Below are 16683 nucleotides of genomic sequence, written 5' to 3'. Positions count from 1 at the left end.
GTGAAACCTGTCAACCTCGGGGGGCATATGCCCTCCCGGGCACCGCCGGGCCGCGGCCGAACGGCTCCGGCCCGCCCCGCGGGCTGGGGTCACGGTTTGGCAAAACGGAAATGGAACCGGCCTCCTCGTGGTTGGACCCCCGAGAAGCGCGGACCGCGCTCGGCGTCCCACCCCGGAGGAGGCACCGCAGGTGAGCCCGCATCCCACCCGGCTCGTTCGGCGGCGGCACCGGTTCACGCGGCGGCCGCGGCGCGTGGCCATGCTCAGCGTGCACACGTCGCCGCTGCACCAGCCCGGCACCGGAGACGCCGGGGGCATGAACGTCTACATCGTCGAGCTGGCCAGGCAGCTCGCCGCCCACGGCATCGAGGTCGAGGTCTTCACGCGGGCCACCGGCAGGGACCTCCCGCCCACCGTCGAACTCGCCCCCGGCGTGCTGGTGCGGCACGTGGAGGCCGGCCCCTACGAGGGACTGGCCAAGGAGGACCTGCCCGCCCAGCTGTGCGCCTTCACCCACGGCGTGATGCAGGCCTGGGCCGGGAACCGCCCCGGCCACTACGACCTCGTCCACTCCCACTACTGGCTCTCCGGCCACGTCGGCTGGCTGGCCGCCCAGCGCTGGGGCGTCCCCCTGGTGCACGCCATGCACACCATGGCCAAGGTCAAGAACGCCGCGCTCGCCGAGGGCGACACCCCCGAGCCGGCCGCCCGCGTCATCGGCGAGACGCAGATCGTGCGGGCCGCCGACCGGCTGGTGGCCAACACCGCCGAGGAGGCCGGCGAGCTCGTCCGCCACTACGACGCCGACCCCGGCCGCACGGCCGTCGTCCACCCCGGCGTCGACCTCGCGCGCTTCCGCCCCGCCGACGGCCGCGCCGCCGCCCGTGCCCGCCTCGGGCTGCCGCAGGACGCCTTCGTCCCCCTGTTCGCCGGGCGCATACAGCCGCTGAAGGCCCCCGACGTCCTGCTGCGCGCCGTCCGGCTCCTCCTCGACGACGACCCCGGCCTGCGCGAACGCCTGGTCGTCCCGGTCGTCGGCGGACCCAGCGGCAGCGGGCTGGCCAAGCCCGAGGAACTCCAGAAGCTCGCCGCCCGGCTCGGCATCACCGACGTCGTGCGCTTCCGGCCGCCGGTCGGGCAGGACGTCCTCGCCGACTGGTACCGCGCGGCCAGCGTGCTGGTGATGCCCTCCCACAGCGAGTCCTTCGGACTGGTGGCGATCGAGGCCCAGGCGTGCGGCACCCCGGTCGTCGCGGCGGCCGTCGGCGGTCTGCCGGTGGCGGTGCGCGACGGGGTGAGCGGCTTCCTGGTCCACGGGCACGACCCGGCCGGATACGCCCGGCAGCTGCGCCGGCTGGCCGGCGACGCCGACCTGACCGCCCGGATGGGCGAGGCCGCGGCCCGGCACGCGAGCGGCTTCGGCTGGGACGCGGCCGCCGCCGCCACCGCCGAGGTGTACGCCGAGGCGTGCGCCGAGGCGGCGGCCGGGCGCAGGCTCGGCCAACTACGATCGGTCCATGCCCATCGGTGACAGCGACAACGGCGAGAACGGCGGCAAGGGCGGCAACGGAACGGGCGGTGGGCGGCGGCACGCCGGCGACCGCGCCGGACGTGCGACACCGGCCACCGCCGAGGCCGCGATCGAACAGGCGCTGCGCGACGCGGAGCTGACGTGGGAGAGCCCGTCCGGCGGCAGCTACGTCGTCACGCTCCCGGGCACCCGCAAACTCTCCACCACCTGCTCGCTGATCGTCGGAAAGCACTCCCTGTCCGTCAACGCGTTCGTCATCCGCCGCCCCGACGAGAACCACGCCGAGGTCCACCGCTGGCTGCTGGAGCGCAACACCCGCCTGTACGGGGTGGGCTACGCCCTCGACCGGCTCGGCGACATCTACCTGGTGGGGAGGCTGCCGCTGGCCGCCGTCACCCCCGAGGAGGTGGACCGGCTGCTCGGCGCCGTCCTGGAGAACGCCGACGGGGTCTTCAACACGCTGCTGGAGATGGGCTTCGCCTCGGCGATCCGCAGGGAGCACGCCTGGCGCACCTCGCGCGGCGAGTCCACACGCAACCTGGACGCCTTCGCCCACCTGCTGCGCGGCGAGTGACCCGCCGGCCCGCTCCCGCCGCGGGCGGGGGGCGGGCCGGGAGGCGGGGGCGGACGGACCTCCCCGGCACCATGGGCCGCGGACCCACGGGCCGGGCACTTCCTGTGTGCGGCGCGGACATTGCCGCCACCCCGGCGCGGGGCGGACGCTGCCAGGCGTCACCACGACGAACCGGCCGCGTCCGGCCGTCACGCGATCCGCCGAGGAGCCGCCCCGCCATGCGCCCAACCGCCACCACCTCCCTCGCCGCGGCAGTCGTGGCCGCCGCGCTCGCCACCTCCTGCTCCAGTCCCGGCACCGCCGCGTCCGGCGGCGACGGCGCGCAGAAGGTCCAGGTCGCCCTGATCACCTCCACCAGCGGCCCGCTGGCCTCCTACGGGGAGCAGTACCTCCAGGGCTTCGAGGCGGGACTCGACCACGCCACCGGCGGCACCGGGAAGATCGACGGCGTCACCATCGAGGTCAGCCGGTACGACGACGCCGGCGATCCCGCCAAGGGCGTCTCCCTGGCCAAGAAGAGCGCCGGCCGGGGCGCGGAGATCATCGCCGGCACGGCCGCCTCCGGCGTCGCCACCCAGATCGCCCCGGTCGCCGCCCAGAACAAGGTCCTCTACATCTCCGGCCCCGCCGCCACCGACGTCCTCACCGCCGCCAACAGGTACACCTTCCGCTCCGGACGCCAGACCTTCCAGGACGTCGCCACCGCCCAGCAGATCCTGCTGCGGCAGAAGGGCGGCGGGAGCGGGGGCGGGAAGGTCGTCGTCCTGGCCCAGGACAACGCCTTCGGCCAGGCCAACGTCGCGGCCGTGGAGAGCGTGCTCGGCCGGGGCGGCGCCACCGTCACCCCCGTCCTGGCCCCGCCCAGCGCCACCGACCTCACCCCCACCGCCACCAAGGTCAAGGCCGCGGAGCCCGACATGGTCTTCGTCGCCTGGGCCGGCGACACCGCCCGGTCGATGTGGACCACCCTCGACCAGCAGGGCGTGCTCGACGCCGCCACCGTCGTCACCGGACTCGACAGCCGCGCCGCCTACCCGGTCTTCGGCAGGGCCCGCGACAAGGTCACCCTCCTCGCCCACTACGTGCCCGGCGCCACCGACACCCCCGAGGCGAAGGCCGCCGAGGAGTACTTCGCGCGGAAGGGCTGGAAGACCGACCTGTTCACCCCCGACGGCTTCAACGCCGCCCAGATGGTCGCCCGGGCCGTCCGCGAGGCCGGGGCGGACGGCGGTACCGACGCCATGGTGAAGGCCCTGGAGGGCTTCACCTTCTCCGGCGTCAAGGGAGTGAACACCGTGCGGCCGGGCGACCACGCCCTGGTCCAGCCCATGTTCCAGGCCGCCTTCGAGGGGGACGAGCCGTCCGTGGTCCACACCGTGGACCCGCAGGACGCCGCCCCCGCCGAGAAGAGGATCGGCTGAGCGCATGGCCGTCCTCGAACTGAACGGACTGAGCTGGTCCGTCGGGGCGGCGGCCATCGTCGACGGCGTGGACCTCGCCGTCGGCGAGGGCGAGTTCGTCGCCGTCATCGGACCCAACGGCGCCGGCAAGACCTCCCTGTTCAACCTGCTCTCCGGCATCGCCCGCCCCACCGGCGGAACCATCCGCCTGGACGGGGCCGACATCACCTCCCTGCCCCCGCACCGCCGCGCCCGGCGCGGCGTGGGCCGCACCTTCCAGTCCTCCTCCGTCTTCCCGACCATGACCGTCGCCCAGCACGTGGCCCTGGCCGCGCGGGCGGCGGGCGCGGGACGGGCCGCGGAGGACGGCCGGGGCGTGCGGGCCGTGCTGGAGCGCGTACGGCTCGGCCACCGCGCCGGGGACCTCGCCGCGGGCCTCTCCCACGGCGACAAGCGCAAGCTGGAGCTGGCGATGCTGCTCGCCCCCACCCTCGGCGCGGCTTCCGGCGGCCCCCGGCTGATGCTGCTCGACGAGCCCATGGCGGGCGTCGCGGCCGAGGAGGTCGGCGAGCTGACCGGCGTCATCCGCGCCCTGCACCGCACCGAGGGCCGCACCGTGCTGATGGTCGAGCACCACATGGACGTCCTGCTCGGCCTGGCCGACCGGGTGGCCGTGATGCACCACGGCACCCTGCTCGCCGTCGGCACACCCGACGCGGTGATGGCCGACCCGGCCGTCCAGGAGGCGTACGTGGGGGAGGAGCTGTGAGCACGGACCCCGGGCGCGCCCCCGTCCTGTCGGTGCGCGACCTGCGGGTGCGCATCGGCCGGTCCCGCATCCTCCAGGGCGTCGGCTTCGACGTGGCGCCCACCGGGACCACCGCCCTGCTGGGCCGCAACGGCGTCGGCAAGACCACCACCGTCCGCTCCGTCCTGGGCCTGCTGCCCGAGGACGGGCGGATCACCGCCGGCACCGTCGTCCTCGGCGGCACCGACGTCACCGGCCACCGCACCCACACGGTGGTGCGGCGCGGCGTCGGCTACGTCCCGGAGGACCGCGGGGTGTTCGGCGGGCTCACCGTCGCCGAGAACCTCGCCCTCGCCGAACGCGGCGGCGGACCGCACCACTACGACCTGGTGCACGACCTCTTCCCCGAACTGAAGGCCCGGCGCCGGCAGCGCGCCGGCACCCTCTCCGGCGGCCAGCAGCAGATGGTCGCCCTCGCCCGCGCCCTCCTCAACGACAACCGCCTGGTCATCGTCGACGAGCCGACCAAGGGCCTGGCCCCCCGCGTCGTCACCGAGGTCGCCGAGGCCCTGGAGCGCGCCGCCGAACGCGTGCCCCTGCTGCTCGTCGAGCAGAACCTGGCCGTCGTGAGGCGCCTGGCGCGCGACGCGGTGGTGCTGGACGCGGGCCGCACCGTCCACACCGGCGACGCGGGCGAACTGCTCGCCGACCGCGACCGCACCACCGCCCTGCTCGGCGTCGGCCGCCGCGGGAACGCGCCCGCGACCGCGCCCGGCCGCGGCACCGGACCGGGCCGGACACCGCCGGGGGAGCGGGCGGCGGAGGCGGGGAAGGCCGCGGAGAAGGCCCGGAAGGAGACCCCCCGATGAGCACCCTGGTCCTGCTGACCCTCACCGGACTGGGCCTGGGCGCCCTGTACTTCCTCATCGCCTCCGGCCTCGCCCTGATCTTCGGTCTGATGGACGTCCTCAACTTCGCCCACGGAGCCTTCCTCACCGTCGCCGCCTACGCGGCCTGGCGCACCGCCGAGACGGTCGGCGGCACCGGCGGCCTGGCCCTGGCGGCGCTGGTGGGGACCGCCACCGGCGCGCTGCTGGCGGTCGCCGTCGAACTCGTCCTCATCCGCCGCCTCTACGGCCGGCCCCGGGAGCAGATCCTGGTCACCGTCGGCCTCTCCCTCGCCGTCCCCGCCCTCGTCCAGGCCGTCTGGGGCGCGGACTCCCGCCCCTTCCCCGTCCCCGAGGCGCTGTCGGGCACCGTCGGGGTACTGGGCGCTCAGGTGCCGGCCAGCCGCTTCGTGCTGATCGCGGCGGCGGGACTGGTGCTGGCGGCCGTCACCCTCTTCCTCTCCCGCACCCGCTACGGGCTGATCGTGCGGGCGGGCGTGGAGGACCGGGCGATGGTCACCGCCCTGGGCGTCGACGTCACCCGCGCCTTCACCCTCGTCTTCGCCATCGGCGGGGCGCTCGCCGGACTCGCGGGCGTGCTCGGCGGGCTCTACTTCGGCTCGCTCTCCCCCCACCAGGGCACCTCGCTGCTGGTGTTCGCCTTCGTCGTGGTGGTCATCGGCGGCATGGGGTCGATCCCCGGCGTGGCGCTCTCCGCGCTCGCCGTCGGCCTGGTGCAGCAGTACGCCAACTACTACGCCGACGGCTACGGCGACTTCGCCGTCGTCGTCCTGCTCGCCGCGGTCGTCCTCGCCCGGCCCGCCCCCCGACTCGCTGGAGGAACGGCGTGACGGCCCCTTCCACCCCCACCGCATCCCCCGCCGGCACCGGGGCGGACCCGGCCCCGCCCCGGTCCCCGGCCGCGTCCGCCGCCCGCCCGCGGTGGCGGGGCCTGGCCGCGCCGGCCGCGGTCCTGGCCGTGCTGGCCCTGCTGCCGTACTCGGCGCTGGAGGTCCCCGTCCTGCTCGACGGCCCGGTCAACTCGCCCGGTTCCCTCCAGCTCCTCGCCCTGTGCCTGGTCTTCGGGGGGCTGGCGCTCGGCTACGACCTGATGTTCGGCCGCACCGGACTGCTCTCCTTCGGCCACGCCCTCTACGTCGCGGGCGGTGCGTACGGCACCCGGCTCGCCATGTCCGAACTCGGTCTGGACCTCCTGCCCGCGGTCCTGCTGGCCCTGGCCGGCGGCGCCGCCGCCGCGGTGCTGCTGGGCGCGGTCTCGCTGCGCGGCCTGGCCCTGGGCGGCATCGGCTTCGCCATGGTCACGCTCGCCTTCGCCCAGGCCGGGTCGATCTGGGTGCAGCGCAACCCCGGCGGTCTGACGGGTGGCGAGGAAGGGCTGCCGCTGCCCACCGACGGCGTGCCCGCGGCGCTCGTCGGCGTGCAGAACACCGCCCACGTCTACTGGCTGGCGCTGGCCTACCTGGCACTGGTCGCCGCCGTGGTGTGGACGGCCGTCTCCCGCCCGGTCGGCCGGATCTGGCAGGCCGTCCGCGACAACGAGCAGCGGGTGGCCGTCCTGGGCCACGACCCGTTCCGCCACAAGCTCGGCGTGTTCGTCCTGGCCTCCGTCCTCGGGGTGCTGGGCGGGGCGGTGCACCTGCTGGTCACGGCGGGCGCCACACCGCACTCCAGCACCCCGCAGTTCACCCTCACCCTGCTGGTGATGGTCGTCCTGGGGGGCAGCGGCACCCGCTGGGGGCCGGTGCTCGGCGGGGTGCTGTTCACCTTCCTCGACCAGCGCCTGGCGGTGCTGGCGAGCTCCGAACAGGTCCACGGGCTGCCGGAGTTCCTGCGGGCCCCGCTGTCGGAGCCGATGGTCGTCCTCGGCACCCTGTTCGTGGTCGCGGTGTACGCGGCACCGGGCGGCGTGGCGTCGGTGCGGCGCCCGCTGCCGTGGCGGAGGACGGGGAAGGGAGCCGGGGGATGACGGTGCGCGGCGGACGCGGGGCGCGGGAGCTGAGGGTCCCGGTGCGCGGGGGCGAGCTGGCGGTCTCCCACTGGCCCGGCGCGGGCGAGCCGGTGGTCGCCCTGCACGGCATCACCGCCAACGGCCGCGCCTTCGGGGCGCTGGCCGAGGCGCTGGACGTTCCGCTCCACGCGCCGGACCTGCGGGGCCGGGCGGGCAGTGCCGGGCTGCCGGGGCCGTACGGGCTCGGCACCCACGTCGAGGACGTCCTCGCCCTGCTGGACCACCTCGGTCTGGAGCGCGCGGTGCTGGTCGGCCACTCCATGGGCGCCTTCACCGCCGCGCTGGCCGCCGCCCGGCATCCGGACCGGATCGCCGGAGCGGTCCTGGTGGACGGCGGCGTGGGCTTCCCCGCCCCTGAGGGCACGGACATCGACGGGCTGCTGGAGGCCGTGATCGGCCCGGCGATGCGGCGGCTGTCGATGACCTTCCCCGACCGGGAGGCGTACCGCGCCTTCTTCCGCGAGCACCCGGCGCTGGGCCCCCACTGGTGCGACGCCGTCCGGGAGCAGGTCGACCGCGACCTGGTGGGGAGGGAGCCGGCGCTGCGCAGCAGCTGCGTGCTGGACGCGGTGCGCGCCGACGGCGCGGACGTCCTGGCCGACCCGGAGGTGCTCGGCGCCGTCCGCGCGGCCTCGGCCGCGGTGCCCCTGGTGCTGCTGTGGGCCGAGCGGGGCATGCTCGACGAACCGCAGGGCCTGTACGACGAGCAGCGCCTCGCCGCGGCCGGGCTGGGGCCCCGGGGTGATGTCGGGGGCGTGGACGTCCGGTGCGTGCCCGGCGCCAACCACTACTCGGTGATCCTCACGCCCGGGGCCACCGGGGCGATCCGCGCCGCCCTGCGCGACCTGGCCTCCTAGCCCCGTGTGCCCGGCCGGTCACGGCAGCACCGGTACCCCACGGGCGCACGGGCACGGCTCAGGCCGAACCAGGCGTACGGGACAGGGCTGTGTGCAGCGCGAAGACACCGAGCAAGCCGCCTGCCGTGAGCCGCTGAGCGGCCATCACGCGGGGCCGGGCAGCCAGAAACCCCGACACCCGTGCTGCGCCGAGCATGATCAGAGCGTTCACGGAGATCCCCACGATGATCTGCACAGCACCGAGCTGCAGCAGTTGCGCCCAGGCCGGACCCGCCTGCGGATCCATGAACTGGGGCAGGAGAGCGGCGTACATCAGAGCGATCTTGGGGTTGAGCAGGTTGGTCAGGAGTCCCATCGAGAACAGGCGGGCGTCGGAGACGGGAGGCAGGTCTCGGGACGGCGCGAAGGGTGAGCGGCCACCGGGCCTGAGCATGTCCCAGGCCAGGTAGGCCAGGTAGGCGGCCCCGGCGAGCTTGACCACCGTGAACGCCGGCGGTACGGCGGCGAACAACGCGGACAGGCCGGCGGCCGCGGCCAGCAGGTAGCACAGGAATCCCACGGCGGTCCCGCTCAGGCTGACCAGGCCCGCCCTGCGGCCCTGGGTGATCGCGCGGGAGGCGAGGTGGATCATGTTCGGTCCCGGAGTCAGCGCCATGCCCAGTTCGACCAGGGCCACTCCCCCCACTGCGGCCAGACTGATCATGGTCAACTCCCGATCGTTCGCCGGGCATCCGGTGCCCGGCGTGGGTGGCGACGGACGGCTGCGACACAGCGGCAGTGCCTGCGTCGCCTGCCTCAGGATACGGTCCCGCCGTTCGGTGCCCCCCGTGTTTCCCGACTCCGGTCGACCGGCGGCGTCAACGACTGCCCCGTGAACGCGTCGGCGACCTCCGGGCGATCGGCCGGACAGGTCCCGGCCCCGCGGCACCCGCCGGCCCGCCGCCCGGGCGGGGCGTCACCCCTCCACCGGGGCGGTGGGCCGCACGTCCTGCGCACCGGCCACCGCGCCGTCCGCACCCGGGCCGCCCGTGCCCGCGGCGGCCCCGGACCCGGCCGCCTCCCGGCGCGCCGTGACCCGCATCAGCACCAGGTAGCCGACCGCCGCCACCGCGCCGACCAGCGCCGTCAGCCCCCACAGCACGCCCGATCCCCACAGGTCGAGCACCGCGCCGCCCGCCGGCGGCGCCACCAGCGCCGCCACCGACCAGGACATCGTGTACATCCCCTGGTACCGGCCCCGGCCGTGGGCCGGTGCCATGCGCGTCACCAGGCCCGTCTGGGTGGGGGCGTTGACCATCTCGCCCAGGGTCCACACGCAGATGGCCAGCGCGTAGGCGCCCACCGAACCGGCGAAGGCCGTCAGTCCGAACCCGAGCCCCGTCAGCAGCGAGGAGACCACCAGCAGCCGGGCCGGGTCGCGGTGCTCGATGAAACGGGTGACCGGAAGCTGGAGGGCGACGATCAGCACGCCGTTGACCGCGACGGCCAGCCCGTAGTCGGAGCTGCTCAGCCCCTTGCCGGCCATGTCCACGGGCAGGGTCACGAACGCCTGCGTGAACAGGGTGGAGACCAGGAAGCTCAGGCCCACCACCGCCATGAACGGCCCGTCCCGCAGCACCGTGGCCATCGACACCCGCTCCCGGCCGCCGTCCTCGGTGCCGGCCGCGCCCGTCCCGTCCCGGCCGCCCTCCGCCCCGTGCCCCGGCCGCGACTCCGGGATCCGGACGTAGACCAGCACCGCGCAGACCAGCGTCATCGCCGCCTCGCCCAGGAAGAGCGCCAGGTAGCCGTGTTCGGCGATGAGCCCGGCGGCCGAGGCCGAGACGGCGAAGCCCAGGTTGATGGCCCAGTAGTTGAGGGAGAAGGCCCGCACCCGGTCCTCGGGCGGCACGATGTCCGCGATCATCGCCTGCACCGCGGGCCGCGAGGCGTTGCTCGTCGCGCCCACGGCGAAGGCGACGCCCGCGATGGCCGCGGGGTGGGTCATGAAGCCCAGCACGGCGACGGAGACGGCGGTTCCGAGCTGCGCCAGCAGCAGGGTGGGACGGCGGCCCAGCCGGTCGGTCAGCACCCCGGCGCCGACGGAGGAGACCACCCCGCCCAGGCCGTGCAGCGCGGCGACGAGGCCGGCGTACGTGGCCGAGTAGCCGCGCTCGACGGTGAGGTACATCGCCAGGAAGGTCGCCACGAAGGCGCCGAGCCGGTTGACCAGGGTGCTGGTCCACAGCCACCAGAACGTCCGGGGGAGCCCGGAGACCGTCTTCGACAAGCCTCTGGGAATGGGCATGACACGCCTCCGTGTGCAGCTGTGCGTCTGGGACGGGCGGGACGAACGCGATGCCATGTGTAATAGTCGCAACCGCCAAGCGCACGTTACATAATGCGCGGCCGCCCACGCCACCGGATTGACGCCCGCCGTCAATCGGCGCCCCGCCGCCCCCGGGGACCCGCCGCCGCGGCGCGGACGTCTCGCCAGTCGGCCGCACCGCACCGGCCCCCGGACGTTCGATTAGGCTCGGGGGCATGGCCGACGCACCGTACAAGCTGATCCTCCTCCGCCACGGCGAGAGCGAGTGGAACGCGAAGAACCTGTTCACCGGCTGGGTGGACGTCAACCTGACGGAGAAGGGCGAGAAGGAGGCGGCCCGCGGCGGTGAGCTGCTGAAGGACGCCGGCCTGCTCCCCGACGTCGTCCACACCTCCGTCCAGAAGCGCGCGATCCGCACCGCCCAGATCGCGCTGGAGGCCGCCGACCGCCTCTGGATCCCCGTCCGCCGCTCCTGGCGCCTCAACGAGCGCCACTACGGCGCCCTGCAGGGCAAGAACAAGGCGCAGATCCGCGACGAGTTCGGCGAAGAGCAGTTCATGCAGTGGCGCCGCTCCTACGACGTGCCGCCGCCGGAGCTGGAGGACGGCGCCGAGTGGTCGCAGAGCGACGACCCGCGCTACGCGATGATCCCCAGCGAGCTGCGTCCGCGCACCGAGTGCCTCAAGGACGTGGTGATCCGGATGATGCCGTACTGGTACGACGCGATCGTCCCGGACCTGCTCACCGGCCGCACCGTCCTGGTCGCCGCGCACGGCAACAGCCTGCGCGCGCTGGTCAAGCACCTCGACGGCATCTCGGACGCCGACATCGCGGGCCTGAACATCCCCACCGGCATCCCGCTCTCCTACGACCTGGACGCCGACTTCCACCCGGTCAACCCGGGCGGCACCTACCTCGACCCGGAGGCGGCGAAGGCCGCCATCGAGGCCGTGAAGAACCAGGGCAAGAAGTAGCAGCCGGAGCCGAAGAAGCCCCCTACCAGCGGCTTTCCGTTGGCAGGGGGCTTCGCTGCGACATCTGGGCCGTGGCGGGGCCGTCAGAGCAGGATCAACAACGATGCGGGCCGCGCCGGAGATGCACGGTGATCTCGAACAGGATCGGGATGACCGCCATCGTCGTGACGGCGGTGGACACACCGGCCCAAGCCGCGAGCGTGGCAGCTCCGAGACCCGTGAAGAGGAAGGGAGTCTCCCTAAGAGCTGTCCCGTTATCGATGACCAGCCGTTACGGGATAGTCCGCGAGCTCGTATGCAGGTCGAGGGCTCACCTACCGCCCGACTTGATCCATGGCCATTTGACTGCACAGACCACGACGGGCGCGACAAGCATGGCCAGCAGCCACAATCCCACGCTCGCTGGAGAGTAGATGTAGTGGCGCCACTGCTCTGGCAGGGGCGACGGCGCGAGTAGGAGCGCGATCAGCGCGGCCCATGTCACCAGCACAGCTGCTGCCATGCGTGCTGCGGCCATCCCTATCTGCCCCCTCGACGGCTGCTCGTCTTCTTGGATCGGATGATAGGACGGCTGAAATGATTTGGTTGTGGCTGGTGTGATCACGGCGTCGGAGCCGTCCTGGGTACCCCCGTTCACCGGGCTCAGCCCACGCGCTTTCGGGAAGCTGGTGACGCTTCTGCGGCGCGAGGGCGCGGATATGGTCCGCAAAGGCCGGCCATGGAGCCTCCCGCTGGAGGACCGGGCACTGCTGGTCGCGACGTACTGGCGCACGAACCTGACCATGCGCCAGCTCGCCCCGCTGTTCTGAATGTCCAAGTAGGCGGCGGACCGGATCATCGACCATCTCGGGCCGATGCTCGCCCTCAAACCCCGCAAGCGGTTCGCCAAGGACACCGTGCTCATCGTGGACGGCACCCTGGTCCCCACCCGGGATCACACCATCGCCGAGCGGTCGAAGAACCACCGGTACTCCACCAACCACCAGGTCGTCATCGACGCCGACACCCGCCTGGTCGTCGTGGTCGGCCAACCGCTCGCCGGGAACCGCAACGACTGCAAGGCATGGGAGGAATCCGGCGCCAAGGTCGCCGTCGGCAGGACCCTGACGATCGCCGACGGCGGCTACCGGGGCACCGGACTCGTCATCCCGCACTGCAGGGAGCGCGGCCAGACCGAATTCCCGGACTGGAAGGAAGAACGCAACCGGTCCCACAAGCAGGTCCGTGCCCGCATCGAGCACGCCTTCGCCCGCATGAAGACCTGGAAGATCCTCCGCGACTGCCGCCTCGAAGGCGACGGCGTCCACCACGCCATGCTCGGCATCGCCCGGATGCACAACCTCGCCCTCGCCGGATAGGGCGGCGGGCCGTACGGCAGTCCGCCATGCCCGAGACAAGTCGAAGATCAATTACGGGACAGCCCTTAGGGCATTCAGGCCCCCAGGGGCTGTGCGTTCACCAACAAGAGGACGGAGGAGCCTCAGAACAACACCAGGCACGTCCCTTTCTCCCGCGATTACCTGGTTTATTGTGTTGAGCATTTTGTCCATGACCTGAGCGGCTAGGTCCTTCTCGCCAACGGTTCGCGCCAAACGGAGGGAAATGCTTAGCGCTTCTTCTACGTCAAGCCACTCAGTCCACTCCTGTGAGAGTTGAAGGTAGGGCCGCGACGCTTGGATTGCATGGTCGTAGACGTTCCCGAATCTTCTTTCAAAGAGAAGGTGGTGCAGCCTTGCTTTGCCGAAATTAGACGACACTTTTTACTCAGGGTCGACCACACTTGAGCATCAGCGTCGGGGACTTCCCTAACGCGTGGAGGTACCGAAGAGCCGTCTGGGTCATCAAGGCAGGGCACGATCTGGGCCCGCTATTTACCGCTATTTTCGACCACTTGAACCTGGTATGCGAACGTCCAAGCTGCTGATTTCCGCGCAGTGGTCTCGGGAGTTCTCTTCATCGAGAGCGCCTCGATGCTCGCTGATTGGGATGCGTTTGTTGAGCGATCGCTGAGCCGCGAAGCTGGTCTGAGCCTGAGCCGCCTCGTCGATCCACTCTGCGAGAAGCGACAGTTGAGTGTCTTCGGTATCTATGTGTTCTGTTCTGCAGAGCCACGCATCGCCAGATCCACTGGTTTCCTAAAAGTGAAGTTCGCCCCATCGCGCCCTGGGTAGGTGGGCTGACCGGCCGAGCCAATGGAGGTCTGTTCGGTACCGGAGGTGTTCCATCGACATCCAACGCTGACATCAACGGTCACAGACAGCAGCAGCAATGGGCGGCCGTGGGTGGCTCGCGTGTGCGTGGGTGGGCTCTACCACGCCGAGGGTGGAGCGGGCTTACAAAGCAGAGGCCAATGCCAGGTGTATAGCGCTACTGAGGCCGCCCCTCCACAGGCAAAGGCTCATGGTGGTGCCAGATAAGGTATCTGTCTTCCCGGCGCAGTTCCGCGGAGCCCCATTCAATACGCATCACGCCCTGCTCCATGGAGCATGCGTAGGCGACCAGGACGAGGCGGGTGTCTTCGGGAAGAAGTCCAAGGTCGGGGTGGGTTTCGGGTTCTTCGAGCTCGTCGAGGCCCAGGTCGAGTGCCTGCTGCATGGGCTCTGGGCCGTGGCGCCGGATCAGTTCCGCGCGGAACCCTGTCGCCCGCCGCAGGCGAGCTGCTGTGACAGGGACGTCCCTCTTCGCGTAGCGGATCGGGTAGATCACATGGCCGGCGACGATCATCACGGTCCGCCCCTGAAGACGTACAGGTGTGGCCTTCTCGACGGCGCCGAGGCCGGCAGCGAGTTCCTCGTACTGCACAGCGTACAAGCCGTGGCCATACGCTTCCAAGGTCTGGGTGTGGACTCCCTCGTGGCCGTTGCGAGCTCTTCTATGAGCCCGCAGGAGGCAGGCCGGGATGACATCCACCAGCTGGTTGGCCACATCACCAAAGGTCCTATGCGCCCACGAACTGGCTGAGCCCACGAGGCACCGCCCCTCCCCTGGTGGCGCCGGAGCGCCGAGCAGCATTATCTGAAACCGTGCTCTGTGCACACGATGTACGCAAGAGGGCATCCGGCGCGCAGAGGGAGCACACGCCGAGTGCCGTCCCCGTACCGCCCACGGTGGCCGCCTGACCAGTTGCGGACCATTCGCGGACCGATGAGGGGCAATGGGACGCTTCAAAGGGTCTGAACTGCAGGAAAATCTGAGGCACATGGAACCTCTGGAACCGTTGCCGTACAGCATGGAGTACAGAAACCAGCACGACCGCAAGCGAACGTCAGCGAATCCCAGCGGCCAGATGACCGGGCGAGGACCTCAGCGACCGCACCTCCGGTAGTTCGGGACGGAGAGATCGCGAGTTCAGACTCCGTCACCCGACACAGGAAACACTAGATCAGGGACCTGACCTGTCCCTGGGCCCGCTTGAGGCCATTTGGGAGCCGGCCTCGTTCTCGGCCCCCGTCACCGACGGCCATGGTCACTCGCTATCCCGAGCCCCGTCTGCCCCTCTGCTGGCTGGCTCCAAGTCTGGGGTGCCCGTGCCCCCTCTCGGACCGCAGCGGGCCCTGACATCCCCTCTTCGCTGGGGCCCGATGTCAGAGGCGTGAGGCAGGATGATCATGGACAACACTGCCCCGGATCCGCCCGGGGCCAACGAGGAACCGCCGGAGAGAGTGGTATGCCGAAGATCCCGAAAGGGCGGCGCGTAGGGCAGACTGCGGTGAACGTGCTGCGTGCCCTGCTCGAAGAGCACGATCACATCGTCCAGGAGATATCCGGGCAGAACGACTTCGGCGAGGACCTCTACGTCACCTTCACCGACAACGGGGATGTCACGAGCGACACGATCAAGGTCCAAGTCAAGGGTGGGGGCAGCTGGCGCCGAGGCAACGGCTACGCGGTGCCTGTCGACCAGCATGGCGACACCTGGGCAAACGGGAACATCCCTGTCTACTGCGTGGTGTACGACCCGGATGCCAAAAGGCTGTACTGGGCGAACGCCACCCAACAGCTCCGCCGGTTCGGTCCCCTCAATCCACCGCGCTTCATCGGCATCAGTCCCAACGCGGTGCTGGACGACACCACCATCGAGTTCTTCGTCGATCAGGCCCGACGCTACGTCGGACGCTACCGAGGACGACAGGCCTTCCTCACCCACCTGGGTGAGATGTCCGGAGCCGAATTCGACCCGGCGGACCACGTTCTGCACTTCGTCAACGGCGAGGACGAGGACCTCATCTTCTGGAAACGCCCGGGGGACGCGGTGGCGACGCTGCTACTCAGCACTCAAGACTGGGAACCGGTTCTCGTCAGCCTGGAGTCCCTGATGCGCTCCGAGATTCCGATACCAGGGGAGGGAGGAAGCAGCGGACCCGCCGACCCTGACCTGTGGACCGCCGAAGACCTGGAGCTAAGCCGGGCCGAGATCATGTGGGTGGCCTCATGCTTCTTCTCCACTCGGCAAGCCGACGAAGGGCCAGAGGACGACCCCGTCGGGCCCGTGGAGTGCGGGGGGTGTCCGAGCTGTACGGGCGAGGAGCATGGCCGCATCGAGGCGGACGTGATCCACGATTACGTCCTCGCCCGTATTCTCGACCGGATCGAAGCCGAGCCCGGCCTAATGCAGCGCTCGATCCTGGCCATGCGCGAGGACGGCAAACTCGAACCGGAGGTTGTCGCCGAGCTCGGCCCCCTCGAAGCCGAGCCACGCATCGTCCGCCAGGTGAACAAGCTGAGCCGAGCGACGGTGGCGACATTGGACGACATCGAGCCCGAGGCACTCCGGCTGGCCATTCTCTACCTCATCCACCGCATCTACGTCAGTGGCCCCTCGCTCCCCCTCGACAAGCAGGTCCGAATCGTCTGGCGCATTCCCGAGCCCGGGGCCAAGGTGTCCAGACCGACCGAGGCCATCCCAGCCCAACCCTATGACCTGCAGAAATAGCGGAGGAGTCGGTCACCGATCCGTCCGAACCTGTTCGGGACGAAAAAATCACGCGAACGGTGCCTGCTCAGGTATGGCCCTGCCCGAGTGCGCGATGCCAACCGGCTTGCTGGGCCGTCGTTGGGCCGTCGGAAGGCGGCCGGCGGTGACCAAAGATGACAACCGCTGACGGCTCAGCCGCAGGTCAGAGCGTTGGTCGGTCGAGCAGACGCAGGCTGCGGAACCGGCCGTGAAGAACCAGGGCAAGAAGTAACCACGCGCTGTAGCTGAGCCCCCGAGCCCCCTGCCGGCTTTGCCGCCGGCGGGGGGCTCCGCACCGTCTCCGGGCCGCTTGTGGGCCGTTCCGTCAGGAATGCCGTCACCGAGGCGCTCTCCTGATCTGCCGATGCCCCGGCGGCAACCCGGACCCTTCAGCTCCGTTCCACTCGCCCGGCCGGGCTGC

At 71.4% G+C, this 16683-nt stretch carries 13 protein-coding genes and 1 pseudogene; 11 read left to right on the top strand and 3 right to left on the bottom strand.

Features of this window, described 5'->3' with window-relative positions; all coding sequences use genetic code 11:
• The first annotated feature begins 190 nt into the window (after positions 1-190).
• From mshA to ACFSJS_RS03570, 8 genes are all read left to right on the top strand, one after another.
• Complete coding sequence (mshA, locus tag ACFSJS_RS03605) at positions 191-1531, top strand: D-inositol-3-phosphate glycosyltransferase (protein WP_380896534.1); 1341 nt, start codon at positions 191-193, stop codon at positions 1529-1531.
• The gene (locus ACFSJS_RS03600; protein ID WP_380896532.1) at positions 1518-2105 is read left to right on the top strand and encodes a type III secretion system chaperone family protein; all 588 of its coding nucleotides are present in this window, start codon (positions 1518-1520) and stop codon (positions 2103-2105) included. Before mshA ends, ACFSJS_RS03600 begins: the two co-directional genes overlap by 14 nt.
• 218 nt (positions 2106-2323) lie before the next feature.
• Complete coding sequence (locus ACFSJS_RS03595) at positions 2324-3526, top strand: substrate-binding domain-containing protein (protein WP_380896530.1); 1203 nt, start codon at positions 2324-2326, stop codon at positions 3524-3526.
• A 4-nt stretch (positions 3527-3530) separates the two neighbouring features.
• A complete protein-coding gene (locus ACFSJS_RS03590) occupies positions 3531-4274 on the top strand; it encodes an ABC transporter ATP-binding protein (RefSeq protein WP_380896528.1) in 744 nt (247 codons plus the stop codon).
• Positions 4271-5122, top strand: a complete 852-nt coding sequence (locus ACFSJS_RS03585; protein WP_380896526.1) for an ABC transporter ATP-binding protein — start codon at positions 4271-4273, stop codon at positions 5120-5122. Before ACFSJS_RS03590 ends, ACFSJS_RS03585 begins: the two co-directional genes overlap by 4 nt.
• On the top strand, positions 5119-5991 hold the full coding sequence (locus ACFSJS_RS03580) for a branched-chain amino acid ABC transporter permease (protein WP_380896524.1): 873 nt from the start codon (positions 5119-5121) through the stop codon (positions 5989-5991). The genes ACFSJS_RS03585 and ACFSJS_RS03580 overlap by 4 nt, the downstream gene beginning before the upstream one ends.
• Positions 5988-7127 (top strand): branched-chain amino acid ABC transporter permease, encoded by a 1140-nt coding sequence (locus ACFSJS_RS03575; protein WP_380896522.1) that lies wholly within the window; start codon positions 5988-5990, stop codon positions 7125-7127. Before ACFSJS_RS03580 ends, ACFSJS_RS03575 begins: the two co-directional genes overlap by 4 nt.
• Positions 7124-8026 carry an alpha/beta hydrolase gene (locus tag ACFSJS_RS03570; RefSeq protein ID WP_380896520.1) on the top strand — a complete coding sequence of 301 codons (903 nt, stop codon included), beginning with the start codon at positions 7124-7126 and terminating at the stop codon, positions 8024-8026. Before ACFSJS_RS03575 ends, ACFSJS_RS03570 begins: the two co-directional genes overlap by 4 nt.
• A 58-nt stretch (positions 8027-8084) precedes the next feature.
• On the opposite strand, the gene ACFSJS_RS03565 is transcribed toward ACFSJS_RS03570, so the two are convergent.
• Together ACFSJS_RS03565 and ACFSJS_RS03560 are read right to left on the bottom strand one after the other, a co-directional pair.
• Positions 8085-8729 carry a LysE family translocator gene (locus ACFSJS_RS03565; RefSeq protein ID WP_380896800.1) on the bottom strand — a complete coding sequence of 215 codons (645 nt, stop codon included), beginning with the start codon at positions 8727-8729 and terminating at the stop codon, positions 8085-8087.
• A gap of 252 nt (positions 8730-8981) precedes the next feature.
• Positions 8982-10313, bottom strand: a complete 1332-nt coding sequence (locus ACFSJS_RS03560) for an MDR family MFS transporter (protein WP_380896518.1) — start codon at positions 10311-10313, stop codon at positions 8982-8984.
• A gap of 236 nt (positions 10314-10549) precedes the next feature.
• Between ACFSJS_RS03560 and ACFSJS_RS03555 the strand changes: the two genes are divergently transcribed.
• Together ACFSJS_RS03555 and ACFSJS_RS03550 are read left to right on the top strand one after the other, a co-directional pair.
• Positions 10550-11308: a phosphoglyceromutase gene (locus tag ACFSJS_RS03555; protein ID WP_380896516.1), complete on the top strand. Its 759-nt coding sequence runs from the start codon at positions 10550-10552 to the stop codon at positions 11306-11308.
• A gap of 587 nt (positions 11309-11895) precedes the next feature.
• Positions 11896-12666 (top strand): annotated as a pseudogene (locus tag ACFSJS_RS03550) (transposase).
• 1009 nt (positions 12667-13675) lie between these two features.
• Here ACFSJS_RS03550 and ACFSJS_RS03545 read toward each other — a convergent pair.
• Entirely contained in the window at positions 13676-14320 is a 645-nt protein-coding gene (locus ACFSJS_RS03545; protein ID WP_380896514.1) for a hypothetical protein, read from the bottom strand.
• 655 nt (positions 14321-14975) lie between these two features.
• Here ACFSJS_RS03545 and ACFSJS_RS03540 point away from each other — a divergent pair.
• Positions 14976-16241, top strand: coding sequence for a DUF4365 domain-containing protein (locus tag ACFSJS_RS03540; protein WP_380896512.1), 1266 nt, complete (start codon positions 14976-14978; stop codon positions 16239-16241).
• The last annotated feature ends 442 nt before the right edge of the window (positions 16242-16683 follow it).

The organism is Streptomyces desertarenae (assembly GCF_042681365.1).
Taxonomy (GTDB): Bacteria; Actinomycetota; Actinomycetes; order Streptomycetales; family Streptomycetaceae; genus Streptomyces; species Streptomyces desertarenae.
This window is presented reverse-complemented; position numbering and strand designations above follow the sequence as displayed.

Bases quoted from the DNA above. Each gene is read 5' to 3' on its own strand.
- ACFSJS_RS03600 (WP_380896532.1), top strand. From the start codon at position 1,518: ATGCCCATCGGTGACAGCGACAACGGCGAGAACGGCGGCAAGGGCGGC.
- ACFSJS_RS03595 (WP_380896530.1), top strand. From the start codon at position 2,324: ATGCGCCCAACCGCCACCACCTCCCTCGCCGCGGCAGTCGTGGCCGCC.
- ACFSJS_RS03590 (WP_380896528.1), top strand. From the start codon at position 3,531: ATGGCCGTCCTCGAACTGAACGGACTGAGCTGGTCCGTCGGGGCGGCG.
- ACFSJS_RS03580 (WP_380896524.1), top strand. From the start codon at position 5,119: ATGAGCACCCTGGTCCTGCTGACCCTCACCGGACTGGGCCTGGGCGCC.
- ACFSJS_RS03570 (WP_380896520.1), top strand. From the start codon at position 7,124: ATGACGGTGCGCGGCGGACGCGGGGCGCGGGAGCTGAGGGTCCCGGTG.
- ACFSJS_RS03565 (WP_380896800.1), bottom strand. From the start codon at position 8,729: ATGATCAGTCTGGCCGCAGTGGGGGGAGTGGCCCTGGTCGAACTGGGC.
- ACFSJS_RS03560 (WP_380896518.1), bottom strand. From the start codon at position 10,313: ATGCCCATTCCCAGAGGCTTGTCGAAGACGGTCTCCGGGCTCCCCCGG.
- ACFSJS_RS03555 (WP_380896516.1), top strand. From the start codon at position 10,550: ATGGCCGACGCACCGTACAAGCTGATCCTCCTCCGCCACGGCGAGAGC.
- ACFSJS_RS03545 (WP_380896514.1), bottom strand. From the start codon at position 14,320: ATGCTGCTCGGCGCTCCGGCGCCACCAGGGGAGGGGCGGTGCCTCGTG.
- ACFSJS_RS03540 (WP_380896512.1), top strand. From the start codon at position 14,976: ATGCCGAAGATCCCGAAAGGGCGGCGCGTAGGGCAGACTGCGGTGAAC.